Source organism: Polyangium sorediatum, assembly GCF_029946465.1.
Lineage (GTDB): Bacteria > Myxococcota_A > Polyangia > Polyangiales > Polyangiaceae > Polyangium > Polyangium fumosum.
The window spans coordinates 53,091-78,619 of the sequence record NZ_JARZHI010000015.1; the positions used below are offsets into that span (position 1 = coordinate 53,091).

Here is a 25,529-nt window from a genome sequence, read left to right on the forward strand (position 1 = left end):
GACGCCGTCGAGTTGGCGAGGGTGGGGGGCGCTGCTCCGTTTACGGAGCGGAGTCCCCCATCGTCAGATTCGAGATCTGGTGGAGCAGGACTGCCTGCTCGACCACGCCCGGCGCGACGTGCCCACCCTCGGGGCCGACCGCTCGGCGCAGCGTCGCGAGCTCCTGGTGGGCCGCGAGGAGGGCTTGCTCCAGCTCGACCGCCACGGCCGCGGGCTCTCCCTCGCCGCGCTCGGCGGACGCGAGGGCAAGCTCGAGCTGCGCGATGCGCCACTCCGCAGCCTTGAGATCGGCCTCGGAGCGGGCCGCGCGGGCGGCGAGCGTGTCGAGCTGCGTCTTCATCGTCTCGGTGTCGTCGACGGGCGTTGCGTCGGCGGTCTCTGCGGGAGCCGCTTCCCTTGCCGAGGCATGACCCACGAGCGTCGACGGGGGGACGGGCGCGCCATTCTGCGGCGTGGCCGCCGGAGGAGCGGCCTCGCCTGCGGGGGCCACGGCGGCGCCGCGGAGCGTTTCGAGCTCTTCGACGAGCTCCTTGCCCACCCGTAGGCCCTCGCGCAGCTCTGCTTCGAGCACCGTGATGCGAAGGCCTCGCGCCCGGAGCTGCGCTTCGAGCGCGTCGATCTCCGGCGCGAGCGACTCGCTCGCGGCGCGCTCGGCGAGGAGCGCGGCCGTCTGCTTTTCGAGCGTCTGCGTCTTCTCGGCCAGGTGAAGCCGCTCGGCCGTCGTGGCCGCGAGCGTCTCGGCGAGCTCGTCGGCGCGACGAACGGCGGATTGCCGTGTGGCCTCCGACCGTTCGAGCGCGGCTTCGAGCTGGGCGACGCGCGAGAGCAGGCTGGGATCCGGCTCCCGCGCGGCGGCTTCCTGGGCGGCGAGCCGGAGCTCGAGCTCGGCGACACGCGCGCGCAGCCCAGCCCGATCGTTCGAGAGCTCCTCGAGGCCGACGCCTGCCGCGCTGAGCTCGCCTTCGAGCTCCAGGGCCCGCGAGCGCGTCGCGGAGAGCTCGGCCGTGAGCTGCTCGATGCGCTCCTTCGCGCCCGGGATCTCCGGCCTGCCGCGAGCGAGCCCGAGCTCCACTTCGGCCTTCGTGCGAGACTTCTTCTCGTCGTCGAGTTGCTTCGCGAGCTTGGTCGCGCGGTCGCGCTGGCGACGCAGCTCCTCGTCGAGGTCGCGGATCTGGTGTGTCAGCCGCTCGGCGCGCACGTGCGTGTCGCCCGCGCGCGTGTCCACGTCGCGCAGCCGTTCGAGCTTCGATTCAAGGTCGACCACGCGCGCCGCGGTCGCCACGGCGGCGGCCGCGCGCTCCTCGGCGGATTTTTCGTCGGCGCGCCTGCGCTCGTCGTGCACGGCGAGCGCGGCTTCGAGCTCCTTCACGCGGCCCGTGTCTGCGGCCTTCGCGCCCGCCGTCCCGATCGCGTCGCGCACCTCGGAGAGCGAGAGCTCCACGACCACGAACGCGTCGACGGAGACCTTGCGCTCGCTGGCGATCGCGATGAAGTGCTCGGGCTCCTCCGTCGCCTTGAGCAGCGACGTGTCGACGCTGACCTCGAGATCCGGGCCGGCGGCGAAGTCTGCCACCGTGTACCCGACGAACGGCGCTTGCCCGAGCATGCGCACGACGGGGAACTGGAGCGAGACGAGGTCGTAGAGCGCGTAGTACCCGGGCGGCGACGTGTCCTTGCCGCGCGGCGCGGCGAGCGCGAGCAGGCGCCGGGACGCATCCGGGTTCGGCGAGGCGATCACGGCGATGCCGGCCGTGCCGACGAGCTTCCGTGCTCTGCGGAGCACGTCGGACGGGTCGGCGAAGATCGACAGGTCGGGCAGAACGACCACGTCGAAGGCCCCGTCGCGCACGCCGAGGTCTCCTGCGAGCACTGCGTGCATCACATGCCGGTCGCGATCCTGCGCGGTGCGCGCGAAGGCCTCGGCCGCGCGCGCTGCATCGGGATCGTAGGCGTGGACGAGCCTCGCGCCGCGCTCGACGAGCCTCTCGGCGAGCTCCAGGGTCGCGTCACCGAGCACGGCGACGCGACGCGCGCGGACGAGGCGCTCGAGGTAGGCCCCGAGCACCATCGACGGGTGGACCGGTGTTTGTGATGCAGCAGTGCTCATACCGACGCCTCGTCCTCCATCTCGGCGCCGTGGCACTGCATGAAGGGCTTCCCGCTGCCGCAGGGGCACTCCTGCTCGGCCGCGATGATCGGCTCTTGCGCGGGCGGCTCTTCGGAGGCGCCGGGCGGCAGCTCCTCGTCGTGGTGGGCCACGGCGTGGTCGAGCTGCTCCTGGTGGCGGGCGAGGTCTCGCTCCTCGATCGCCTGCTCCTCCTCCTCGCGACGCACCTTCATCGCGAAGACCTTGGTCATCACGTTCGACTGCACGCGCGCGACCATGGTCACGAAGAGGTTGTAGCCTTCCTTCTTGTACTCCTGCTTCGGGTCCTTCTGGCCGTAGCCGCGCAGGCCGATGCCGTCGCGCAGGTGGTCCATGTCGGTCAGGTGATCGACCCAGGACTTGTCGAGCTCTTCCAGGTACACGTGCCGGAAGATCCGCAGGAGCAGCTCCGTCCCGATCTCCTTCTCGCGGGCCTCGAAGGCCTTCTCGGCGCGGTTGAAGAGGTCCTCGGCGAGGGCCTGCGGCTCGGCGTGCTCGGCGATATCGTCGGGCAGCTCGATCCCGAAGTGCTCGCGGAAGCCCTGGAAGATCCCGCCCCAGTCCCAGTCCTCCGGCGGCTTGCGGGGCGGGCAGTTCTCCTCGACCATCGCGCCGATGATGCGGTCCATCAGGTCGAGGAAACGCTCGCGTTGCTCGGTGAGCGCGCGCGGGACGAGGTCGACGCACTCGTCGTAGATCTCGACGCCCGCGTCCTCGCGGCCCTCGAAGTCGATCTTCACGCCGTAGCGCGTGTAGAGCTCCTTCTGCAGGTTGTCGGTCTCGACGAACTTCTCGACCTTCTCGAAGTCCTTGCGCGTCAGCGTGCGCGGGTTGCCTTCCTTGTCGCGCGGCGAGATCGGGTCGGACGCGAACATGCCGAGCAGGTAGCCGACGTCGGGCACCACGTCCTCGACCAGCTTCGACAGCGCCTTGATCGTGCGCTTCTCGCCCGTCGCTTTGCCCTCCTCGTCGACGATGTCGGGCGAGTAGCGCCCGACGAGCAGCTGCTGACGGATGTCGTAGATCGTCTTGCGCTGCGCGTTCATCACGTCGTCGTATTCGAGCAGGTTCTTGCGGATGTCGAAGTTGCGCTCTTCGACCTTCTTCTGCGCGTTCTCGACGCTCTTCGTGACCCAGGGGTGCTCGATGGGCTCGTCGTCGGGCATGCCCATCTTCTCCATGAGGTTCTTCACGCGGTCGCCCGCGAAGATCCGCATGAGGTCGTCCTCGAGCGACAGGTAGAAGCGCGACAAACCGGGGTCGCCCTGGCGGCCGGCGCGGCCGCGGAGCTGGTTGTCGATGCGCCGCGACTCGTGCCGCTCCGTGCCGATGATGAAGAGCCCGCCGGCCTCGCGCACCTCGGCGCCTTCGGCCTCGCACTCCTTGCGGATCTGCTCGGTGAGCTCCTCGAAGGCCTCGGGCTCGGCCTCGGGCAGGCGGTTCTGCTCCTTGAAGCGCAGCTTCGCGAGCATCTCGGGGTTGCCGCCGAGGAGGATGTCGGTGCCGCGGCCGGCCATGTTCGTGCTGACCGTGATCGCGCCTTTGCGGCCCGCCTGCGCGACGACGTAGGCCTCGTTCTCGTGCTGCTTCGCGTTCAGCACGCTGTGCTTGATCCCCTTCTTCGCGAGGATCTTCGCGATCGCGGCGCTCTTCTCGACGCTCGTTGTGCCGACCAGGATCGGCTGGCCCTTCTCGTTCTTCTCGATGATCTCTTTGACGACGGCGGTGAACTTCTCGCGCTCGGTCTTATAGACGACGTCCTCTTCATCCTTGCGGATGATGTTCTTGTTCGTCGGGATGATGATGACGTCGAGCTTGTACGTGCTGTGGAACTCCGAGGCCTCGGTGTCCGCCGTGCCGGTCATGCCGGAGAGCTTCTTGTAGATGCGGAAGAGGTTCTGGAACGTGATCGTCGCCATCGTGCGGCTCTCCTCTTGGATCCGCACGTTCTCCTTGGCTTCGACGGCCTGGTGCAGGCCGTCCGACCACCTGCGGCCTGCGAGCACGCGGCCGGTGAACTCGTCGACGATGAGGACTTTGCCTTCCTTGACCAGGTAGTTGACGTCGCGCTTGTAGAGCGAGTGCGCGCGCAGGCACTGGTTCAGGATGTGCAGCGTCTCCAGGTTGACCGGGTCGTAGAGGTTCTTGCTCTTCAGGACCCCGATCGCTTCGAGCAGCTTCTCGGCGAGCTCCACGCCGTCGTCGGTGAGGGTGACGGAGTGGCCCTTCTCGTCGACGTTGTAGTGCTCCTCGTTGCGGAGGCGCGGGATGATGTCGTTGATGACGCGGTACTTGTCGCTCGACCGCTCGCCCTGGCCGCTGATGATGAGCGGCGTGCGGGCCTCGTCGATGAGGATGGAGTCGACCTCGTCGACGATCGCGTAGTTCAGCGGGCGCTGGTGGTAGTCGAGCGCCGAGAACTTCATGTTGTCGCGGAGGTAGTCGAAGCCGAACTCGTTGTTCTGGCCGTAGGTGATGTCGCAGCGGTAGGCGAGCCGCTTGTCGGCGTCGTTCTGCTGGTTGACGACGACGCCCGTGCTCAGGCCGAGGGCGCCGTAGAGCTTGCCCATCCACTCGGCGTCGCGCTTGGCGAGGTAGTCGTTCACGGTGATGACGTGGACGCCTTTGCCTTCGAGCGCGTTGAGGTAGCAGGGCAGGGTGGCGACGAGCGTCTTGCCTTCACCGGTGCGCATCTCGGCGATCGAGCCCTGGTGGAGCACCATGCCGCCGATGAGCTGCACGTCGTAGTGACGCATGCGCAGCACGCGCCGGGAGGCTTCGCGGCAGACGGCGAAGGCTGGGATGAGGATGTCGTCGAGCTTCGCGCCGTTGTCGAGCTTGGTCTTGAACTCGGCCGTCTTGGCCTGGAGCTCGGCGTCCGAGAGCTTTTTCAGGTCTTTTTCGAGGGCCCCGATGGCCTCGACCTTCGGTCGCATGCGGCGGACGGCACGGTCGTGCGAGGTGCCGAAGATCTTCTTCATCGCCCAGGTGAGCATCGTCTTTCGCCTTGGCTCCGGGGCTCGTCGTCCCGGTCGGATCGTGCGGTGCGTGGGGGTGGCGCGGAGCCTGCCGAACGTAGTCCCTACGGCAAGCGGGCGCAAATCCCCCGCGGGATGGGTTCCCGCAGGGGAGGGCCTGAACACGCCCCCCGAGATGGGACCTGAACACGTACCGGTTCGAGGCGCTTCCCGCAACGGAGTGCAGCGAAGGGGAGGGGAGCGCGCGGGGGGGTGTGGGGGGCAGAGGAAGGCCCGGCGATCTTTCGCATCGCGAAAAATCGCTCCAGGGCCGACCGGAGCCCCCCACGTTGGGTGGTGCACGAGGAGGGAGTCGAACCCTCAATCCTTGCGGCGCCGGAACCTAAACCCGGTGCGTATGCCAGTTCCGCCACTCGTGCTCGGGGACCGGCACTCTAGCAGCATGTGGCGGAGCTGCGCATTCTTCCGGCGAAGGGCGGGATTTTCAGGTTCGGGGGCCACGCCGAGCCGTGGAAAAGGGTCAGCGGGCGATGAACACGCCGCGCAGGTCTTCGGTCTGGGCGATCGGCGTGTCGTCTTTGATCGACGTCGCGCGGAACTGGTAGATCATGCCCGGGATCAGCGCCTCGCCGCCGTACGCGACGCTGACCGTCTTCGAGCCGCTCACGCTCGGCACCGCCAGGTCTTCCCAGACCTTCACGCCGAACGCGTCGAACACGCGCACCTCGTACCTGTCCTCGCTCGAGTCGTCGGCCCAGACGAACGTCGGCGTGCCCGCGACCTCTTCGAGCCCGTCCTTGCCGGGCGACTCGGTGACGAGCGAGCCCGTCACCTTGAAGCTCTCCGCGAGCGCGATGTTCTGGCCGGCGACCTCGATGTGGACGATCTGCGTCCCGCCGATGGATGTGTCCGGATCCCGGACGAGCCCGTCGTTCTCGAAGGCCGCGAGCACGACGTACTTCCCGTCGGGCACGCCCTTGAACAGGAAGTCACCCGTCACGCCGCCCGCACGCAGCCCCTTCGGCACCTCGCCGCGGGCCACATCCTCGACGAACGTGTCCTCCAGCGCGAGCACCACGCTCGTCGTGCTGAAGCCATTACCGTTCACGATCGAGAGCTTCCCCGAGACGTCCGCCGTCGCCGCGCTCGTGATGTGCAGCTCGACGTTGCCCGTCTCCTTGCCCGCCTCCACGGCCACCGTCTTCGGGCTGATCTGCAGGCCCGCGGCGTACGCCTTCACGTCCACGCTCATGCTCACCGGCACGTTGAACACGACGAAGTTCCCATCGAAATCCACGATCCCCGTCGACCCGCCGGCGACCACGAGCGCCCCCGCGGGCACCAGGGTCACGCCTTCGTCGGCCACCACGTGGCCTGCGATCGACCCGAGCCCGGACGCGTTTTGCAGCGGCACGAGCGCGATGTCCGTCGATGCGTTTTGCACCACGGGCGGGCTGCCCGTCGCCGTGTCCACGTCGATCGGCAGCGCGATGCGCGGGGCCACCGGGAACGTCTGGTAGCTCGACGCGTCCGCGCGCAGGGTCAGCTTTGCGGGAAGGGGCTTGCCTTCCGCATTGCGTTTGGCCGGAACGTGCAGCGTGTACGTCCCGTCTGCCGCCGAAATGGCGACCGGCGAGACGGCCGCGTCATTCGCGTCGCGGGCCACGATTCGTGCTCCCTGGACGGGTTTGTCGTCGAGGGCGTTCACGACCTTTCCTTTGAATGCCACGGGCGAAAAGCAGGTCGGCTCTCCTCCTTCGACCTCCTCGCATACGAGCCCGGTCCCGCATCCCGTCTGCGCCTGGACGGAGCAGCTCTTGTTCTCTTCGTTCGGCGGCTCGTCGTCGCCGCAGCCCACGAGCGCGGCCATTGCAAGGGAAAGCGTGGAAATCGTCAGAACGCGAAGCGAATGCATCATCGTGCCTCCAAGGAAACCTGGGCCGGGAGGACCGACCCGGCGGACCCGCGTGGTGCACGATTCGATCCATGACGTCGAGGACGTGCAAGTACTTGAAATCAGGTTTGATCTTGGAGTCGAGGAAGAACGTGCTGGGCGCCCTTGGTTGCTCTGTCTGGCCTCCCGCGTTTCCACGTCCAGACCGCTCGTTGATGGGAAGAATCCGCGCACGACTTCGACGCTGCAATGTCCTCGGACGACGATTCCCCGTGTTTGGTCACCGATTTGCGCGCAAGGAGCCTCACGCAAGCCCCCTTCGGGCACAGATCGTAATCGTACGGAATGGGGCCAGGCAGCCGCGGGAGCGCTGTTTGAACCTGGGATCTTCGGGCGCGTCGACGAACGCTGGTAAGCTCAGAAACCAACTCGCCGACGCCGAACCGTGACGGCACGCGCGCTGCAAGGTGCCGCGGCGCCATGCTCAATGTACCGACGATCCTGCTCTTGGATGAAGAACAACTGATGCGTGAGGCCACCGCGCTCTTGCTCACGAATCGCGGCGCGAAGGTGACGAAGACGGCGACGCTCGACGAGGCGCTCGCAGAGCTCGGGCACCGGACGTACGACGTCGCGGTCATCGATCTCTCGAACTCTTCGCCGAAATGCGTGGAGATCCTCCAGCGGATGCGCTCGCACGGAAACGTGCCGCACCGGGTGATCGTCACGACGAGCCAGCCCTTGCCCCGGCACGAGTCCGCCGACCTCACGGACGTGATCGTCAAGCCCTATCCGTTCGAGCGGCTCCTCGATGCGGTCTTCGGCGCGCGTTCGTCGCGGCGGGCGGCTCCGCGCTCGGGCATCTTCCCGCTCGTGCGTCGCATCACTGCGTCTCGCCGTACCGCGCAAGCGCGCCGCGGTCGAGTATGACGATCCGGCGCCTGTCGAGCTCGATGAGCTTGGCACGGCGCAACTTGCCGAGCTCGAGCGTGACCGTCTCGCGCGTCGAGCCGATGAGGCTCGCGAGATCGGCGTGGGTGAAGGGCGCAGAGAGGGTGATGCCGCGGACGTGGGGTTCGCCCCAGCGGTCGAGCCCGTCGAGGAGGAGCTCGACGAGCCGCGCGCGCACGCTGCGCAAGAGGAGAGAGGCGAGCCGGTCTTCCGCGGCGCGTTGCCCTTCGAGCAGCGCCCGCGCCACCGCGGCTTGCAAGGTGGTGTCCGTGGTCGTGAGCCGGCGCACGAGAGCTGCCGGGATCACGAGGGCTTCGGCCTCGTCGGCGACGATGGCGTGCTCCGGAGCGACGTTGCCCGTGAGCGCGGCCTCTCCGACGAGGTCGCCCGGACCTCGATGACCGACCGGGAAGACGTGTCCGCTGCCGGCGCGCTCGAGCTTCACGCGGCCCTTGCCGAGGAGGAACAGGGCTTGGGCGGGCTCGCCTTGCTGGGCGAGGCGCTGGCGGCGGGCGAGGCGCTCGACCTTCCCCACCTCGAACAAGGCGCGACGTGTGGGCTCAGGCAGGCCGCGGAGGCCGGAGCGCTCGAGAATTTCGAGGGCGCGGGCGTTCGGTCTGGTTGTCGTGGTTTGTGCCTCGCCTTCCTGCAAACCCATGGTACCCCCCTGTCTGACAGCACAGCGCGTGAGCTGGGCTGCTCGTACAACACCATGGGTCGGTCCTCACGTCCATCCCTGACTGAGCGTGCCATCAGGATTTTCCCGAGTCGTGAGGGAGCTTCTCCAGCGATTGTGCTTCAGAACACCGTGTGGCAAGGCTTGTCGCGGTCCTGAGGATGCGCAATTTTTGAACCAGGAGTTGTCGACGAGGCAAAGCAAGACTCGGGCCGAGACCGGTTTCGGTGCTAGGGTGGGATGCGGTACCGGGCACGTTGTCGGCCCGAACCTCGCTCCCGACGCCGGCGGCGGCGTGGGGATCCCAGGGTGTTCGACCAGGTAGGAGCTCTCGATGGGCATGGAGATGAAGCTCCAGTTCAAGCTGTCCCAGCAGTTGGTGATGACACCACAGCTGGTGCAGGCGATCCGGCTGTTACAGCTGTCGCGGCTTGAACTGGTAGAGGAAATCCGCAAGGAGCTCGACGGCAACCCGTTGCTCGCCGACGACTCGGGCGAATCGGTGTCCACGAAGTCGCGGGACACCTCGGGGGCGACGAACCGGGAGGCGCAGGACCTCGACGGTCGGAACCTGAACCTCGAGCGGTCGGGTTCGGAGCACTCCGACACCGATCTCGCGATGCGAGACACCGAAAAACGGGTGAAGGAGGTCGACTGGGAGCAGTTCCTCGAGAACCGCCAGCTCCAGCAGGCGATGCCCTCGCAGCGCGGGGGGTTCGAGGAACTGCCGCCGATCGAGCAGAACCTGACCCGGAACCTGAGCCTGCAAGAGCACCTGCTCTGGCAGCTCCAGATGAGCGACTTCGTCGAAAACGAGTGTCGTTTCGCCGAGCTCGTCATCGGCAACCTCGACGACCGCGGCTACCTCGACATGTCGGGCGGGGAGAACCCGGACGGGACGAAGCGGCCCGACCTGACGCTCGACGACCTCGCCAACGAGGCGGACCTCAACCCGGAAGACGCGCCGGAGGTGCTCGCCATGCTCCAGCGCTTCGACCCGGTGGGCGTCGCGGCGCGGGACCTCTCGGAATGCCTGCGCATCCAAGCAGAGGTGCTCGGCTACGACGCCGTCGAGATGGCCATCATCAAGGACCACCTCCACAACGTCGAGCGGCGCAACTTTCCGGCGATCGCCAAGGCGCTGAAGATTCCGCTCGAAGAGGTCTACGAGGCGGTCCAGGAGATCCAGAAGCTCGAGAGCGTCCCGGCGCGGAATTTCGCCGAGGTGGACGACAAGACGATCGCCATCACGCCCGACGTCTACGTCATCAAGGACGGCGACCTGTGGGTCGTGACGGACAACGACAAGGGTCTGCAGCGGCTCTTCATCAACGAGGGCCTCGCGCAGCGGATGCTGAAGGACCCGAAGGCGAAGGAGTTCATCAGCGAGAAGCTCCGGTCCGCGCAGTGGCTGATCCGTGCCATCGAGCAGCGGCGGCGGACGATCATCAAGGTGACCGAGTGCATCGTCGAGAAGCAAAAGGACTTCCTCGAACGAGGCGTGGCCTACCTGAAGCCGATGATCCTTCGCGACGTGGCCGAGAGCGTGGGGATGCACGAGTCGACGATCTCGCGCGTGACGTCGAACAAGTACGTGCACACGCCGCAGGGGCTCTTCGAGCTGAAGTACTTCTTCAACTCGTCGATCCACCGCGTCGCGGACGAGGACATCGCCTCGGAGAGCGTGAAGCAGGCGATCAAGAAGATCATCGCGGCGGAGGACAAGTCGAACCCGCTGAGTGATCAGGCGATCGTGAAGATCCTCGAGGATCAGGACGGCATCCGCATCGCGCGGAGGACCGTCGCGAAGTACCGGGAGATGCTCGGGATTCTGTCGTCCTCGAAGCGCAAGAAGATGTTCTGAGCGCGCCCTCCTCGCCCTCCTCGCCCTCCTCGCCCTCCTCCATGAGCGCCGAAAAACACACCGCCGAGCTCCTCTTCGCGAGGTTTTTCCAGCCGTACTACCCGAAGGACGTCCGGTTCGACCTGGCGAAGGCCCGAACCGAGGACGCAAACCCAGCCGGGAACGCGACGATTCTCGGGCAGATCGAGGCGATCGCCGAGACCTTCGCGCACCTCGCGCCGAAGGCCCTCGGCGCGCCGGACCTCGTGCTCGACTACTCGGACGCGTCGGTGCATCGGCTCGGCGCGAAGCTCTCGCGCGAGAAGCGGGATGCCTGGCTCGAGCCCCAGGCAAAAGGAGAACCACCGTTCCTCGTGCAGTTCGTGACGCACGGAGCGCTGTATGTGGGCGCGTGCGTCGTGAAGAACCACGGGGGCGTGTGGCAGGTACGGCGGCCGCTGTGGGAGTCGCTCGTGCGGCTCACGTCACGCGCGGGCACGGGGGATCTCTCGATCTTCGGCTGGTGGCTGAAGGCGGTCTCCGACGACGAGATCGATCTCCCGCGGCTCGTCGATCGGTACCGAACGCACGTGGAGGTGCCGACGTTCGACGCGGAGGCGCTGCCCGTGATCGCGCCTCCGGATCGGCGCATGCCGAGGCTCGCGAAGGTGCGGTACGACCTGCTTTACAAGCACCTGCGCGCGCACCTGCCGGAACTGCGCGACGTGGGCGATGACTTCCCGTCGGCGGAGCGCTTCACGGAGCTAGGCTTCAAGTGGCTGGATTTCGTGTGGCTCGGCGGCGGGCGGATGCTGCTCCTGCACGGGCCGACGCCCGAGGGTGTGCACCTGTTCTGGCTCGACGCGAAGGGGTTCGTGAAGAGCGCGTTCTATCCGGCCGACGGGTTCCCGGCGCACGTGGTGGAGACGGACGGGGACAAACTACGGGTGATCGTGAGCATCCAGGCGCAGATGCAGGTGCACGAGATGCTCTGGTGGGGGGCGTGAAGCCTCAGTCGTCGAAGACACCGCGGTAGATGTCGTCGAGAGAGAGCGTGACTCCGAGCGTTCGGAGCGCGAGGGGCTGCGAGAGCCGCACGTCGCGCAGCGTCCAGGTGTCGTCCTCGTTGCGCGTGTAGTGCGTGATGTGCCGCTCGTCCTGCGAGACGAGCAGGTACTCGCGGAGCGTGGGGATGAGCCGGTAGTGGTTGAACTTCTGCCGCCGGTCGTACTTCTCGGTGCTCGGCGAGAGGACTTCGGCGATCAGAAGGGGGTTCGTGAGCGTGGTCGAGCTCTCGGGGTCGAACTCGAGTTTGCCGCAGACGACGCTTACGTCGGGGTAGGTCGCGAGGCCGGTCTCCTGCACGCGGATGCGCATATCCGGGCTGAAGACGCGGCATCCGCGATCGCGGAGTGCTTGGCTGAGCGCGCTGCTCATCCCCGTCGTGAGCAGCGAATGCCGGGCCGTACTCCCCGCCATCGCGTGGATCTCGCCGTCCACGTACTCGTGCTTGGTCTCGCTCGCCTCGTCGTACGCCACGTACTCCGCGAACGTGTACTTGAGCTTGTGCGCCGGATCGTTCATCCCCGAGCCTCCGTGGACAAACGATACCTTGTTCATCCGAGCTCCGCCGCCAAACTCTTCGCTTCCTCCAGCGCCACGCGCTTCTTCTTCAGCTCGTCGAGCTGACTCCGCGACTCCGCCACGACCTCGGGCGGCGCCTTCTCCGCGAAGCTCGGCAGCGAGAGCTTCTTCTCCAGTGCGGCGACGTCCTTCTCCGTCTTCTTGATCTCGCGCTCGATCCGCGCCGCTTCCTTCGCGCCCTCGACGAGGCCGCGCAGGTCGACGAGCACGTCGACGCCCGCCGTCACGCTCATCACCGCGCCCTTCGGACGCGCCCCGCCGCGTGCCTCGATCCCCGGCTCCGCCGCGGTCTTCACGAGCGTCTTGATCGCGCGCGCCTCGGCCCGCAGCAGCGACAACGTGGCTTCCCCATCCGCGCGGAGCAAGAGCGGCACCTCGGCGCCCGGGTGCACCTCGTGCTCGCTGCGGATCGTTCGCGCGGCCGAGATCACGGCCATCACGACGCCCATCTCGCGCTCGGCGTCCTCATCCCGCGGGGCCGTGCCCGACTCCGGATACGCGGCGAGCGCGATCGACTTCGGCGCGCCCGAAGGCCGCGGCAGGCGCTGCCACAGCTCCTCCGTGATGTACGGGATGAACGGGTGCAGCGCGCGGATCGACGCCTCGATCACATACGCGAGCACGTCCTTCGTCTCGTCCTGCTCCGGCCCCTGAACCGCGCCCGCGCTCGGGTTCAGCACGGGCTTCGTGAGCTCCAGGTACCAGTCGCAGAGCTCGCCCCAGAAGAAGTGGTAGAGCGCGAGCGCAGCGTCATCCAAGCGGAACTCGTCGAGCCCGCGCTTCGTGGTTTCGAGCGCCGCGCCGAGACGCGAGAGGATCCAGCGGTTCGTCAGCGTCGTGGCCAACGGCGGCTCGCGCCCGACACGCGCGCCTTCGAGATACGGCAGCGAGTACCGCACCGCGTTCCAGATCTTGTTGCAGAAGTGCCGGTTGCCCTCGATCTTCTTCGGCGAGAGCGGGATGCGCCGCGCCTGCGGAGAGTACGTGCTCAGCGTGAAGCGCAGCGCGTCGGCGCCGTACGCGGAGAAGCCTGCGCCCATCTGCGAGGCCGAGGGGTAGGCCTTCTTGAACTTTTTCAGCGACTCCTCGCGCGGCGCGCCGGGCAGCGTCTTCTCCACGACCGCGTCGAACGCCGCGCCGTGCACGAGGTCGAGCGGATCGATCACGTTGCCCTTCACCTTGCTCATCTTGTCGCCGGTCTCGTCGACGACCATCCCGTGCAAGAGGATGCGCTTGAACGGCGGCACGCCCATGAAGTGGATGCCCATCATCATCATGCGCGCGACCCAGAAGAACAGGATGTCGTAGCCAGTCTCGAGGTCACTCGCCGGGTAGAACTTGCGGAGCATCTCCGTGTCGTTCGGCCAGCCGAGCGTGGAGAACGGCCAGAGCCCGCTCGAGAACCACGTGTCGAGCACGTCCTCGTCCTGGCGCAGTTTGTCGCCGCCGCACTTCTCACACGCAGCGGGATCCTCGCGCGTGACCATCATGTGGCCACAAGCGTCGCAGTAGAACGCCGGGATTCGATGGCCCCACCAGAGCTGGCGCGAGATGCACCAGTCGAGGATGTTCGTCATCCAGTGCTCGTAGGTCTTCGTCCAGTCCTCGGGGATGATCTTCACGTGCCCGTGACGAACCGCGGCGAGCGCCGGGCCCGCGAGCGGCTTCATCTTCACGAACCACTGCGTCGAGATCATCGGCTCGACGATCGAGCCGTTGCGCTCGCTGCGCGGCAGGACGAGCGTGTGGTTCTTCGAGCCGCGCACGAGGCCCTTCTCGTCGAGCGCCTTCTTGACGGCCTTGCGCGCGGCGAAGCGCTCCATGCCCGCGAACGGCCCCGCCTCGGCGTTGAGCGTGCCGTCCTTGTTCATGATGGAGATCATCTCCAGCTTGTGGCGCTTGCCCGTCTCGTGATCGTTGAAGTCGTGCGCGGGCGTGACCTTCACGGCGCCCGTGCCGAACTTGGGATCGACGAGGATCGCGTCCGTGATGATCGGGACCTTCCGGTCGAGGAACGGGTGCTGCAAGAACTTGCCGTGCAGGTGCTTGTACCGAGGATCGTCGGGGTGCACCGCGACGGCCGTGTCGCCGAGCATCGTCTCGGGGCGTGTCGTCGCGACGACGAGCTCGTCGTTTGACGCTTGGGGGCTTCGCTCGTTGTCACGAGCTTCGCCCCCAAACCCCCCACCTCCGGCGATGGGATACGCGAACTCGAAGAGCTCGCCGTTCGATTCCTCGTTCTCGACCTCGAGGTTCGAGAGCACGGTCTGCGCTTCGCAGTCCCAGTGCACGAGGCGCGTGTCGCGGTAGATGAGCTCTTGCTCGAAGAGACGGACGAACGCCTCGCGCACGGCGCGCGACATGTCGGCATCCATCGTGAACTTGCTGCGCGGCCAGTCGGGGCTCGCGCCGAGCTCGCGCTGCTGGAGCGCGATGCGGCCGCCGCTCTCGGCCTTCCACTGCCAGACGCGCTCGATGAACGCCGCGCGGCCGAGGTCGTGGCGGCTCTTGCCCTCGCGGCGGAGCTGACGCTCGACGACGGTCTGCGTGGCGATGCCCGCGTGATCGATGCCGGGCTGCCAGAGCGTGTTGAACCCGCGCATGCGATGCCAACGGGTGAGGACGTCCTCGAGCGTGACGAAGAGCGCGTGCCCCATGTGGAGCGACCCCGTGACGTTCGGGGGCGGCATGGGCAGGACGTACACGGGTCGCGTATCCGCCGGATCGGGGTTGGCGGCGAAGACGTTGTGCTCGACCCAGTAGGCGTACCAGCGGGGTTCGACGTCCTTCGGCTCGTAAGCTTTTGCGAGTTCGGCAGTGCTCATCGGGGGCAGGCACATTGCCACACCGCGGCACGAGGGGAAGGGGTTCGGGGCGCAGCCCGGCTTGTCCGAGCGCAGCCCCGAGCGCTGGAACGGCTTGTCGAGGGCAGGGGAGGGCTTGTCGGACGACGGCGGAGCTTGTCGGCGGCGGGAGCGAGGACGACGGAGCCCGAGAGGGAGGCTCGTCGGATGTCAAGGAGCGCGTGTCGAGGCAGGAATTTCGTCCCGCGCGGCGACGGCGTGGGCAGGTTGGTGAGGCGGCACGCGGTGGGGGAGGGGTGACAAGGCGGGGGGCGGGGTCGACAGGGGGCGCGGGGGACCGACAAGGGGGAGGAGGCGGAGTTCAGGGGGAGGCGCTGGGCGTGGGAGGGGGGGCGGAGGGCACACACAAACCGCTTTTTTGTTTACAGGAGAAGCCAGCACCACATTCTTCGTCTTTCAGGCAGCTCCGGCAGCGTCCGCGGATGCAAAGGAATTGCTCGCCATTCCTCGCCCTGCACATATCGCTGCTGTCGCACGGGGTCAGCTTCGGATAGAGTGGATCCGTCGTCCATTCTTGCTCACACTCACCCCGGTTGCAGAATGTGCCGGGAAGGCATCGGACATCATCTTCGCCGCATGGCGCTTGCCATGCGAGCTGCTTGCCACGCAACATGCTCTGTTCGACGCGCTTCCACTCTTCCTCTCGCGCGCGCTGCTCGTTGCGTTGATGAATCCAGAAGCCTGCATACACGAGGGAGCAGAGGGCGACGAAGAGTCCAAGGAGTAGTGCCGGCGACCAAACCCGGTTGTGCGGCTCCTCGTTCATTGGCAATTAGGATTCCGGCCAGGTCCACCGAAATAGATTTGGCTCTGCCAAGGGTCGTTTGGATCGAACGAGAAATTGGCGAGGACATCGTAGCACTGCGGCCTCGTCGCCTTGACTTGATCATCCGTCGTAAAGAATTTCGTTCGATCTCCGTCCGGATGAAATTGGTATTGAAGGTTGCGTATGTACGCCGCCTGTCTTCGCCACCCTTCGATCGTGGGGAACTTCCCGCTTCCCATATCGCTTTCGGTCATCTCCGGGATCGTCGGGTCATCATTGGTCTCGCCGTAAAAGTGAACGGCTGTCGCCTTCGTGCCGAGCCCATCCTGGGCAAACAACGATGCGGGATAGTACCCCACGAACTCGTCCTTCACCCGCACCCACCATTTCCCCTGGTGCAACTCGACGCGGATGAACATCTCCACCTGCTCCCCGCCTATGACGCTGGTGGGTATGAGCATCGTGCCTGGTGTCATGGTGCGCGACACCTGGACCCACCCCGCGTGGTCCATGTTGTAGCCGCCTTTCCCGTTGCCCGTCTCGGCGTAGCCAGTGGTCGTGTAGTAGATGAAGAAGCGCGTGGTAAAATTGCCGTACTTCCCGCCGAGTACGTGCCACCCGGCTTCAATCGTCTCATGGGGCAAGGTGGGGTGGTGCAGCCGACTGATAGCGACTTCGGCCGTCGACTGTTCGTTCGGGACCCTCACGAACGGCATCCAGACGTTGAAGTACCCCTCGCCCCCGTAGTTCTCCGTGACCAAGTTCGCCCGTGCGTACCGGTGCTGGTGTCCGTCCAGGGCCACCGGCGGAGGCGCGTCCATCCAGTAGGAAGGCAACTCCCCCTCCCGTCCGTACTTCGACAAGAAGTCAGCTATCGTCCCCGGGGCATGGATCAGGTCCGGATCGACCCATAGGACCGGTACCGTCCCAGGCGGCCCCATCGCATCCGGATCCTCCTCCAGTTCGCTGCGCACCGCCATCGGCGCGCAGTCTCCGCCGCCTGAGTCACTCCGTGCATCAATCGGCGGTGGCGTTCCGACGTCCCCGCCCGGCACCTGCGAGTTGATGTCGATCCAGTCGTAGACGTGGCCCCACTTCGTGACCGTCGTCGCGACGATCCCCCGCTGCTGGCGCCGCGATTCGAGGTATTCGCGCACCTCCTGGGAAACGATCCGGTCTGCCGGATCGAGGGGCGCGGGCGACGCCTCCACGACCAAAGCAGGTTCGCCGTTGCTTTCGCCGAGGACGCAGGCCTCTTCGTCGTCGGGAATCAGGCAGCCCGCGCCGAGAAGAGCAAAGACGCCACCAAGAACATACCTTGCATTCGATTTCATGGATTCATCCTCCTCGTGGCGGGGGCTGCCACAGCACCCTCGTGATGGGCGAGCCTCGACGGAAAACGCTATCCCTCCGTCCCGCCCTTCCCTTCCGCATCGCCCTCCGCCCGCTTCGCAGCCTTCTTTCGCTTTGCGAGCCCCAGCCGAATCAAATGGTCCCGCCGCGTGATCACCGTCCGCGCCGTCTCCGACCAATCGTCGAACCAGGCGCGTAAGGCCACGAGGTCCGCCCGCCGCGCGTCGGCCGTCGAATCGATCTCCGCTTCGGCCGGCGCGCCGATGGCTTGCGCCATTTGCACGAGCTTTCGGACGCGCATTCGCTCGGCGCTTGTGATTCCTCGCTTCACCAGCGTCGCGAGCGCTGCGTGGTCGGCATTGCGCGTCGTCATGCGCTCGGGCGCGCTCTCCAGAGCGTCGAGCCGATCGAGGAAGGTACCTACCGAGAGGACCGCGCCCGCGCCGACCTGGGCGGAGAGGCCCTCGAAGACGAACGCCGCCTGCTCCGGGTGCAGCCGTTCCAGCGCGGCGCGGCTCACGCGAAAGTTTGGCTCGTCCCACGCATCGAGCGCGACGATGGCCTTCTGTGCGTCCGTCGCGTCCGTCGGCGTGGCCCTCGGATCCCGATACCCCGAGACGCGATGGAGGAGCTCCCAGCCCTGGGCGTGCTCCTCGGACGAATATCCCCGCCCGGCGAGGGCCGTGCGGATGACAGCGGACGTGCCCACACCACGAAGGAAGGCGAGGACGCGGGCTGGGGTTTCTTCGAGGGTTTGACGGCTGAGGTGTTCGGCATTGCTCATGCCGGGGATGGTAAAAGTCACCCCGTCATGGAAGCAAGCAACGCTGGACACACACGATGGACGGAGGCCGCACCACGAGCCTCCCTCGTAACCAGGAGTCACCCAAGGCACGCCCCCCGCCGTCCGTGGAACGGCAGGAGGGAAAGACTACGGGAGGATTGACGTCGGCCGTGGTTCGTGCTCGCGCACGGGGCCTACTTCGTCAGACGCGCGATCTCTTCCTTGATGAGCGTCTCGGCGAGGACGGGGACGACCTCCCACACGACACGCTCGACGACCTCGCGCGAGAGCGCGAGCACGCCTTCGATCTGCACGGGCGTCAGGCCCATCTCTTCAAGGCGCGCGCTGAGCTGACCGCCGTTCACGGCGGCGGCGACGGCGGGTTTGGCCGAGACGTCCGTCTTCGCGAGCGCGGGCTCGGGCTTCGTGGCCGCGGCGGGCGCGCCCGGGAGGCCGGCGTTCACGCCGCCCGGGTTGTAGAGCATCGTCTTCGCGCGCTGGGGCGGCGCGGCGGCCGCGGCTGCGGCGGGCACGGTCGCGGCGGGTTTGGCGGCGGCCGCGGGGACCGGGGTCGGCGCGGCGATCGGCGCGGCGGCCTTCGGGGCCTCGACCGGCTTCGCGGGCGACGCCAGCATCTTCTTGACCTTGTCGATCATCGCCGTGCTGTCGTACGGCTTGTCGATGTGGTCGTCGGCCTGGGCCGCCGAGCCCTTGGCCTGATCGTAGGGGTTTTGCTTGGACGACAGGATGAGGACCTGGGTCGCGGGCGAAGCCTGCTTGATCGCCTTGCAGAGGTCGTAACCGCTCTTGCCCTCGAGCGTGACGTCCGCGATCACGAGGGCAGGTTTCTCGGTTTTGAGCTTCTCCAGGGCCGCGTCGTGCCCATTAGCCGCGACGCAGCGAAACTCGGGACCCGCAAACGTGATCTCGAGGACCTTGCGCATGGTCACGCTGTCGTCGACGGCGAGGATGGTGCTGGCCACGGAACGGTCTCCTCTGGGGTAAAGCGCCGCTAGGGCTGTCTTTCGCGCTATCTTCGGTCTCGCGCGCGCAGCGTGTCAACAAGCCGGATGATTTTCCGCCGCGGGCGCCCATGCGGCGTTCGATGTCGGGCACCCACGATCGAGCGTTGCTCCGAAGAGCGGGCCGAGCATAGCGCAGTCGAGGCCCGCGAGGAAAAAACGAGCGGCATATTCATGCGCGGTACGTCATCGTGCGCGCACGGTTGGTCCGCATCCCCGCTGATTTTCTGCATGTCCCCGCGTCTCCCGCCTCGCACACGCCCCCGCGCCGCCCCGCGTGGTTCCCCTCGTACGCCGCCGCCCGCCGGTCAGCCCGCGAGCGCGCTCGGTTCGCCCGACGCGACCTGGGTCGTCCCGCCCGACCTCGGCGGTCGTCCGCTCGACGGCGTCGTCCGGACGCTCGCCGCGGTGTCCTGGTCCGACGCACGAAGGCTCATCGAGACCGGCAAGATCGCGATCGACGGGACGCAGCTCCTCGATTCGACGCGAAAGACGCGGGCCGGCGCGGAGATCACGCGGCATCCGCGCGCGCCTTCGCCGAAGGTCGCGCGCCTCGCGGAGATCGGCGAGGAGCTCGTGGTGCACATGGATCCGGCCCTCGTCGTGGTGCGAAAGCCCGCGGGGATCTCGACGATCCCGTTCGGCGACGAGTCGCCCGCGGAGCGCGAAAAGACGCTCGACGCGCTCGTGCGTGATCTGCTGGCGCGTCGCGACAAGATCCGCGGACGCGCGCCGCTCGGCGTGGTGCACAGGCTCGACAAGGCGACGAGCGGGCTGCTCGTCTTCACGCGGACGCTCGCGGCGAAGAAGCACCTCTCGCAGCAGTTCCGCGAGCACTCGGTGCGTCGTGTCTACCTGGCGATCGTGCACGGCGAGATCGGGAAGCGGACGTTTCGATCGAGGCTCATCGCGGATCGCGGCGATGGGCTGCGAGGTTCGCTCGAAGAAGGCGAGCGCCGCGGCGAGGGGCAGCTCGCGGTGACGCACGTCGAGCCGCTCGAACGGCTGCGCGGTGCGACGCTGGTCGCATGCCGGCTCGAGACGGGACGAACGCATCAGATCCGGATCCACCTCTCCGAGGCGGGACATCCGATCGTCGGGGAGAACGTGTACGTGCGCCGCTATGCGGGCACGCGCATCGACGCGCCGCGGCTCATGCTGCACGCGACGGAGCTCGGCTTCGTCCACCCGCAGACGGGCGACGAGGTCTTTTTTGAAGAACCCGCGCCCGAAGATTTTCAAAGCGTGCTCGAGCGGCTGCGCGCGTCAGGATGACCCGCGCCGTCCGCCGAGCGCTTCGCTCATCGCGGTGGCCGTCGCGTCCACGAGCGGCATGACCTTCGCGTAGTCCATGCGCGTCGGGCCGAGCACGCCGACCGTGCCGGCGACGCGCCCATGCTCGGTGTACGGCGCGACGACGAGGCTGAGATCCCCTTCGCCGAGCTCGCCGGCCTCGCTGCCGACGAACACCGTCACCGCGCCCGCGGCGATCACCTTGTCGAGGAGCGTCAGCAGATCCTCGCGCTCGGTGAGCGTGCGCAGCAGCTTCTTGAGACGCGATGCGTCGGTGTACTCGGGCAAGTCGATGAGCTTGCCTTGGCCCTCGATGACGACGTCGCCGCTGCGGCGGTTCACGTCAGCGGTGGCGCGGCTGCCGAGTTCGAAGGCGCGACGACGCAGGGCGTCGAGCGCGATGCGTTCGTCGGCGAGGCGGCGCGCGAAGAGGTCACGTGCTTCGCCGAGCGAGCGGCCTTCGATGACGTCGGCGAGCAGGTTGTGGATGCGCGTGAGCTCCGGCTCGGCGGGGACCTCTTCGATCTGGATGAAGCGGTTCTCGACGGTGCCGTCGGAGAAGACGAGCACGGCGAGGAGCTGGCCGGGGCGCGTGGGGATGAAGCGGAGCTGCGAGAGCGCGCGGAGCTCGGTGCGCGGCGAGGCGATGACCGCGGCCGTGCCGGAGAGCTCGGACAGGTACCGCCCGGCCTCGCGCATCGGGTCTGTCGCGACCGCATAGATCTCGGCGAAACGTTTGCCGAGCTTGGCCTGCTCCTCGGGACTGTAGGCGCGCGCCTGGACGAGCGTGTCGATGAAGAGGCGCAGCGCGCGATCCGTGGGGACACGGCCGGCGGAGGTATGCGGCTGCTTCAGGTACCCGGCCTCTTCGAGATCGGCGAGCACGTTACGAACGGAGGCTGCCGACAGATCGAGGCCATACTTACGCGCGAGCGTGCGACTTCCCACCGCCGCGCCTGTCGAGATGAACTCGGTGACGACGGCGAGCAGGATTTTGCGAGAGCGGTTCGTCAGGTCACTCATGATCGCATCCGTCCCTACGAGTCACCCGGGGCCGTCGTTTTCCTCCCCTGTGCTAGCTTGCTTCGCTTTTTGTAGGCCTGTTGGATGGGGGCGTCAAATCCGACCGACGAATCCCGGGCAAATTCTCCAGACGACTCCGAAGTGCCGGATTCGTGCCCTGTTTTTAGGGAGGGTGCCTTCCGGATCGTCCAAGAAACGTCTTCTTTCGCCTTCATCCACCTTCAACGGAGCGCGCCCTGGATCCCGGCTTCCTGCAGGTTCCAGGACACGCTCGCCCGCTCTGTCGCTATGGTAATCCGCGTGCTGCGATCCCGTCGCAAGTCGTCCGCCCGACCGGCGGGCGCGTTCTTGGTCCTGCTCGTGCTCGCGCTCTCCTTCGCCGTGGCCGGCTGCCCTTGCGCCGGCACCGTGGTGAACGCGAACCCGCAGCTCCGCTGGTGGCTCTTCTCGAACTTCGGGGCGAGTCGGATCTGCCCGGAGATGCTCAAGCTCGGCGTGTCGTTGAAGACCGACTCGGCTTCGCCCGCGATCGGCCGCTTCTTCCCGATGACGTGCAACTACACCGTCGATGACGCGCGTCAGACCGTGGCCGTCACGTTCGCAGGGACGGGATACGGCTACATGCAGCCGGCCAAGCGCGTCGGGTTCTCGGCGTCGACGACGATCGAGCTGCGGCCGGACTTCGCCATCGCCGACGACGACATCTACGTGTGGGGGCGGCTGAACCGCATCATCTCGGGGCCGGACTTCCGCGTCGGGTACATCGAGAACGCGGCGTTCAACATCGCCTCGAACATCCCACCCTTCGGCACGCTGACGAACTTCTTCGGCAACCAGGTGATGACGGGCGAGCTCACGCGCGGCTTCACCGTCGTGGCGAACGAGGACCGCGGCAACGAGTTCGCGCTCGGGATCCTCACGCCGCCGAACAAGCCGATCAAGCCGTTCAAGGTGCAAGACGACGAGCGCTTCACGTTCGCGAACGAGACCGTCGACGTCCACGGCAACGCGCGCGACTTCCTCGGCCCCTTCGAGGTCGGCTCGGGGCAAGCGCTCTACCTGACGATGAGCGTGCAAGGGCCGACGCTCGACGTGATGATCGTCAGCAAGATGGTCGGGGATCCGTGGCGCGAGGGCTACCAGACGGGGCAGCCGCTCGGGGTCGCGCCGGGGCCGGTGCTCGGCGGCGCGCCGCTCGCGCCAGGGCCGGCGCAGACACGGAAGTTCAACCTCACGCCGGGGCTCTACTACGTCGTGCTCGACAACACGCAGTACGCAGGCCTCGTGGCGCCGCCGGTGCAGGTGCTGAACCCGCTCTACGATCCGATCGCGCGCGTCAGCTACGTCGCGCAGGTCGGCGAGTAAAACCCCGCCGCGTTCTCGTCGAGGGCCCCTCTCCCGCAGAGGAGAGGGGCTCGCGCCTCAAGACACCTTCTTCTGACAGTCGGCGCAGGTGCCGTACATCTCGTGCTTGTGCGAGGTGACCTGGAAGCCGTACCGATGCGCGACCTCGTCCTGGAGCGTCTCGATGCGCGGCTCCTCGAACTCGACGATCGTGCCGCACGAGATGCAGATCAGGTGGTCGTGGTGCGCCTTCGCGTCGTCGGCGAGCTCGTAGCGGCTCAGGCCGTCGCCGAAGCGCCGCTCGGAGGCCACGCCGCACTCGGCGAGGAGCTTGAGCGTGCGATAGACGGTCGCGTAGCCGATGCCTTTGTCGCGCGCGCGGACCTCGGTGAGCAGGTCTTCGATGGTCATGTGCGACGCACCCTCGAAGAACGTGTCGACGATGAGCCGCCGCTGCGCCGTCGAGCGCAGGCCCTTTTTGGCCATGTACGCCTGGAGTCGAGCCCGCAAGCGATCCACGGCGGCCCGGTCCAGGGTCACGGCTTCCTCCCTCACGCTCGCGACCATGGCGTCATTTATCCCGTCCAGGTTTCCGTGCGTCAAGGGTCGCTTGGGCCGTTTTCCCACGTGTGTCCTCGTGTCGGTCCAGACTCTCGCACGCGATCGAGCGCTCGCACGTGCAAAACCGCCATCGCCCCTCCGAGCAGGGAGGCAAGCGGCGCGTAGGCCGGCGGAAGCACGCCGAACGCCACCGCGATCGCCCCGACGAGCGCGGGCAGGACGGCAATCGCGAGCCCCACGCGTGCTTCGAGGCGCGCACGGTGCGCGATGGCGAGCGCGAGCGCCGCGTCGCGTACGTCGTCCGAGGCCAGCGCGACCGAAAGATCACCCGGCGAGGAGCCAGCCGCGCCGAGCGCGACCGCGACGTCCGCCGCGCCAAGCGCCCCCTCGTCGACGCCCGGATGACCGAGGACCGCGACGGACATGCCCGCGTCGATGAGCCTGCGAACCTCGGCCCCACGTTCGCTCGGCAAGACCTCGGGGCGAATGTGGTCGACGTCGAGCGAGTGGCCGATGGCCTCGCACGTCTCCCGCGCGTCACCCGACATGATCACGGGTTCGATCTGCGCGTCGAGCAGGTGCTGCACCGCAGCACGCGCGCCGGGGCGCAGGCCGTCCTGCAAGCCGAGGATGCCGACGAGGCGCGCGCCGACCGCGACGAGGACGACCGTGCGGCCGAGGGCTTCGAGCTCGGCGATGCGTTGCTCGGCCGCGGCGATGGAGATGCGGTTCGCGAGGAGGAGCGCGCGGCTTCCGACGCAGAGGTCTTCGCCCGAGCTCGTGACGGCCGTGACGCCGAGGCCGGGGACATGATGCGCGTTGCGCACGCCGTCGGGGCGCACCGATCGGGTCACGGCAGCACGCACGATCGCCGTGGCGATCGGGTGCTCTTCGCCGCGCTCGGCGCCGGCCGCGAGCGAGAGGACGTCGAGCGGTTCGAGTTTGCCGCCCGGGGCTTCGAGCTCCGCGAGCTCGGGCTCGCCGAGGAGGAGCGTGCCGCGCGCGCAGAAGACGGCGACGTTGACGCGCGCCGCGCGGTCCCACGCGCCTTCGCTCTTGTAGGCGATGCCGCGGCGCTGCGCGTGCAAGATGCCGCGCGCGACGTGCACGCCGGCGACGCCCGCGATGAGCGTGGTCGCGAGCGCGGCGTGGGACGCGACCGCGGTCATCGCGATCTCGACATAGGTACGGCCGCCGGCGATGAAGGCCGAGAGCGCGCCGGTCACGAGCGCAGCGAGCGACCAGCGCTCGGCGAGCGCACGCGAGGCGCGCGCGATGGGCGCGAGGGCGTCGGCGCGGCGGCGTGGATCGATGAGGACACGCGCGAACGCGCGGTCGTTGCCGGCGAACGTGCAGGTGCCGCGGAGCCGGCCGCGCACGACCTTCGCGCCCGCGACGACAGGCTCGCCCGCGCGCCTGCGTACGGGCGTGGTCGCGCCGAGCCAGGGCAGGACGAAGACCTCACCCGAGACGACGACGAGATCGACGGGGACGACCTCGCCCGGCTCGACGAGGACCTGCTCGCCGGGGCAGAGGTCGAAGACTTTGTTCTTCGCGATCTCGCCGGGAGAGCCGTCGTCGGGCGCGCGCCTGCCAGGCACGGCGAGCGACTGCGCGACGAAGGCACGTTCAGCGAGAGAGGCGTGCCGCGCGCCTTCGAGCAGCCACGCGCCGACGGCCGTCGCGGTGACGATGATGCCCGCGAGCGAAGCCGCCTCGGCGCCCAGCGAAGGAACAGCGCGGAGCGCGGCGCCGATGGCAAGGACGAGCGAGAGGATCGAGGGCGCGAGGATCGGCGCGGGGTGCGGATCGGAGGGCTCGCGCGGGGTCGTGGCTGCGCGTCCGACGAGCATGCCGGCGCCGACGGACGCGAGCACGATGCGGGCGCCGATGACGAGGGCCGCGTCACCCGCGAGGCCGAGCGCGACGGCGAGCGTGCCGGCGATCGTGGCGATGACGAGCAGGAGCGCGCCGATGTCGCGCGGCTCGGGCACGTCGAGGCGGGACGGCTCCTCGGTGAGGATGGCGTGCGCGATGGGCTCGACGAGGGTCCGATCGTCGAAGGGAGCGGGCGGCTCGGGGAGCGCAGCGTCGCGCGACGCGGGTGCGTGAAAAGGGACGATGGGCGCGTCGAGGCTGCTGCGTGAGGGCTCGGGCTCGGCGCCGGATCGGCGGGGCGCGAAGAGGGAGAGCGGGACCCGCGCGGGGCGCGTGGTCTCGGCTTCGCCGGGGGGCTCGCCGAGGAAACACGCGCGGCAAGCGTGTCGATCGCAGAAGAAGTGAAACTTGCTGTCGAAGATCGCGACGTGGCCGGCGCGCAACGGATCGAGCAGCTTGCCGCACCCGGAGCACGGCACGGGATCGGCGACGGGTCCGAGTGCTCGCAA

The 25,529-nt window shown here is 67.7% G+C and carries 17 protein-coding genes and 1 tRNA gene; 5 read left to right on the forward strand and 13 right to left on the reverse strand.

The features are described 5' to 3' along the window. Window positions 1-40: 40 nt before the first annotated feature. The 4 genes from QHF89_RS18795 to QHF89_RS18810 form a co-directional block, all read right to left on the reverse strand. Window positions 41-2,107, reverse strand: a complete 2,067-nt coding sequence (locus QHF89_RS18795) for a hypothetical protein (RefSeq protein ID WP_136969067.1) — start codon at window positions 2,105-2,107, stop codon at window positions 41-43. After that, a complete protein-coding gene (secA, locus tag QHF89_RS18800; protein WP_136969066.1) occupies window positions 2,104-5,142 on the reverse strand; it encodes a preprotein translocase subunit SecA in 3,039 nt (1,012 codons plus the stop codon). The genes QHF89_RS18795 and secA overlap by 4 nt, the downstream gene beginning before the upstream one ends. A 316-nt stretch (window positions 5,143-5,458) precedes the next feature. After that, window positions 5,459-5,543 (reverse strand) — tRNA-Leu (locus QHF89_RS18805). Window positions 5,544-5,644: 101 nt separating this feature from the next. Then, complete coding sequence (locus QHF89_RS18810) at window positions 5,645-7,042, reverse strand: hypothetical protein (RefSeq protein WP_284720669.1); 1,398 nt, start codon at window positions 7,040-7,042, stop codon at window positions 5,645-5,647. A gap of 456 nt (window positions 7,043-7,498) precedes the next feature. On the opposite strand from QHF89_RS18810, the gene QHF89_RS18815 reads away from it, so the two are divergent. Beyond that, window positions 7,499-7,948 (forward strand): response regulator, encoded by a 450-nt coding sequence (locus QHF89_RS18815; RefSeq protein ID WP_136928944.1) that lies wholly within the window; start codon window positions 7,499-7,501, stop codon window positions 7,946-7,948. Here the strand turns inward: QHF89_RS18815 and QHF89_RS18820 are convergent. Beyond that, complete coding sequence (locus QHF89_RS18820) at window positions 7,902-8,627, reverse strand: Crp/Fnr family transcriptional regulator (RefSeq protein ID WP_136969065.1); 726 nt, start codon at window positions 8,625-8,627, stop codon at window positions 7,902-7,904. The genes QHF89_RS18815 and QHF89_RS18820 overlap by 47 nt on opposite strands. Window positions 8,628-8,979: 352 nt before the next feature. Between QHF89_RS18820 and rpoN the strand changes: the two genes are divergently transcribed. Next, window positions 8,980-10,509, forward strand: a complete 1,530-nt coding sequence (gene rpoN, locus QHF89_RS18825) for an RNA polymerase factor sigma-54 (protein WP_136969064.1) — start codon at window positions 8,980-8,982, stop codon at window positions 10,507-10,509. A gap of 41 nt (window positions 10,510-10,550) precedes the next feature. Continuing rightward, window positions 10,551-11,495 carry a hypothetical protein gene (locus tag QHF89_RS18830; RefSeq protein ID WP_136969063.1) on the forward strand — a complete coding sequence of 315 codons (945 nt, stop codon included), beginning with the start codon at window positions 10,551-10,553 and terminating at the stop codon, window positions 11,493-11,495. Window positions 11,496-11,499: 4 nt separating this feature from the next. Here the strand turns inward: QHF89_RS18830 and QHF89_RS18835 are convergent, their stop codons facing one another. From QHF89_RS18835 to QHF89_RS18855, 5 genes are all read right to left on the reverse strand, one after another. Then, complete coding sequence (locus QHF89_RS18835; protein ID WP_284720670.1) at window positions 11,500-12,108, reverse strand: Uma2 family endonuclease; 609 nt, start codon at window positions 12,106-12,108, stop codon at window positions 11,500-11,502. Continuing rightward, window positions 12,105-14,957 (reverse strand): valine--tRNA ligase, encoded by a 2,853-nt coding sequence (locus QHF89_RS18840; RefSeq protein WP_136969062.1) that lies wholly within the window; start codon window positions 14,955-14,957, stop codon window positions 12,105-12,107. The genes QHF89_RS18835 and QHF89_RS18840 overlap by 4 nt, the downstream gene beginning before the upstream one ends. A gap of 801 nt (window positions 14,958-15,758) precedes the next feature. Then, window positions 15,759-17,096 carry a neprosin family prolyl endopeptidase gene (locus tag QHF89_RS18845; protein ID WP_136969061.1) on the reverse strand — a complete coding sequence of 446 codons (1,338 nt, stop codon included), beginning with the start codon at window positions 17,094-17,096 and terminating at the stop codon, window positions 15,759-15,761. A 68-nt stretch (window positions 17,097-17,164) separates the two neighbouring features. Further along, window positions 17,165-17,899 (reverse strand): hypothetical protein, encoded by a 735-nt coding sequence (locus QHF89_RS18850; RefSeq protein ID WP_136969060.1) that lies wholly within the window; start codon window positions 17,897-17,899, stop codon window positions 17,165-17,167. A 194-nt stretch (window positions 17,900-18,093) separates the two neighbouring features. After that, complete coding sequence (locus tag QHF89_RS18855; protein ID WP_136969059.1) at window positions 18,094-18,882, reverse strand: response regulator transcription factor; 789 nt, start codon at window positions 18,880-18,882, stop codon at window positions 18,094-18,096. Between the two features lie 270 nt (window positions 18,883-19,152). On the opposite strand from QHF89_RS18855, the gene QHF89_RS18860 reads away from it, so the two are divergent. Then, window positions 19,153-20,196, forward strand: a complete 1,044-nt coding sequence (locus QHF89_RS18860) for an RluA family pseudouridine synthase (protein ID WP_136969058.1) — start codon at window positions 19,153-19,155, stop codon at window positions 20,194-20,196. Here the strand turns inward: QHF89_RS18860 and hrcA are convergent. Beyond that, window positions 20,188-21,237 carry a heat-inducible transcriptional repressor HrcA gene (gene hrcA, locus QHF89_RS18865; protein WP_136928935.1) on the reverse strand — a complete coding sequence of 350 codons (1,050 nt, stop codon included), beginning with the start codon at window positions 21,235-21,237 and terminating at the stop codon, window positions 20,188-20,190. The two genes, QHF89_RS18860 and hrcA, sit on opposite strands and share 9 nt — an antisense overlap. Before the next feature lie 300 nt (window positions 21,238-21,537). Here hrcA and QHF89_RS18870 point away from each other — a divergent pair, with 300 nt between their 5' ends. Beyond that, window positions 21,538-22,602, forward strand: coding sequence for a hypothetical protein (locus tag QHF89_RS18870; RefSeq protein WP_284720671.1), 1,065 nt, complete (start codon window positions 21,538-21,540; stop codon window positions 22,600-22,602). 57 nt (window positions 22,603-22,659) lie between these two features. Here the strand turns inward: QHF89_RS18870 and QHF89_RS18875 are convergent, their stop codons facing one another. Together QHF89_RS18875 and QHF89_RS18880 are read right to left on the reverse strand one after the other, a co-directional pair. Further along, window positions 22,660-23,115, reverse strand: a complete 456-nt coding sequence (locus QHF89_RS18875) for a Fur family transcriptional regulator (protein ID WP_342763967.1) — start codon at window positions 23,113-23,115, stop codon at window positions 22,660-22,662. A gap of 65 nt (window positions 23,116-23,180) precedes the next feature. Then, the gene (locus QHF89_RS18880; protein ID WP_136969056.1) at window positions 23,181-25,529 is read right to left on the reverse strand and encodes an HAD-IC family P-type ATPase; all 2,349 of its coding nucleotides are present in this window, start codon (window positions 25,527-25,529) and stop codon (window positions 23,181-23,183) included.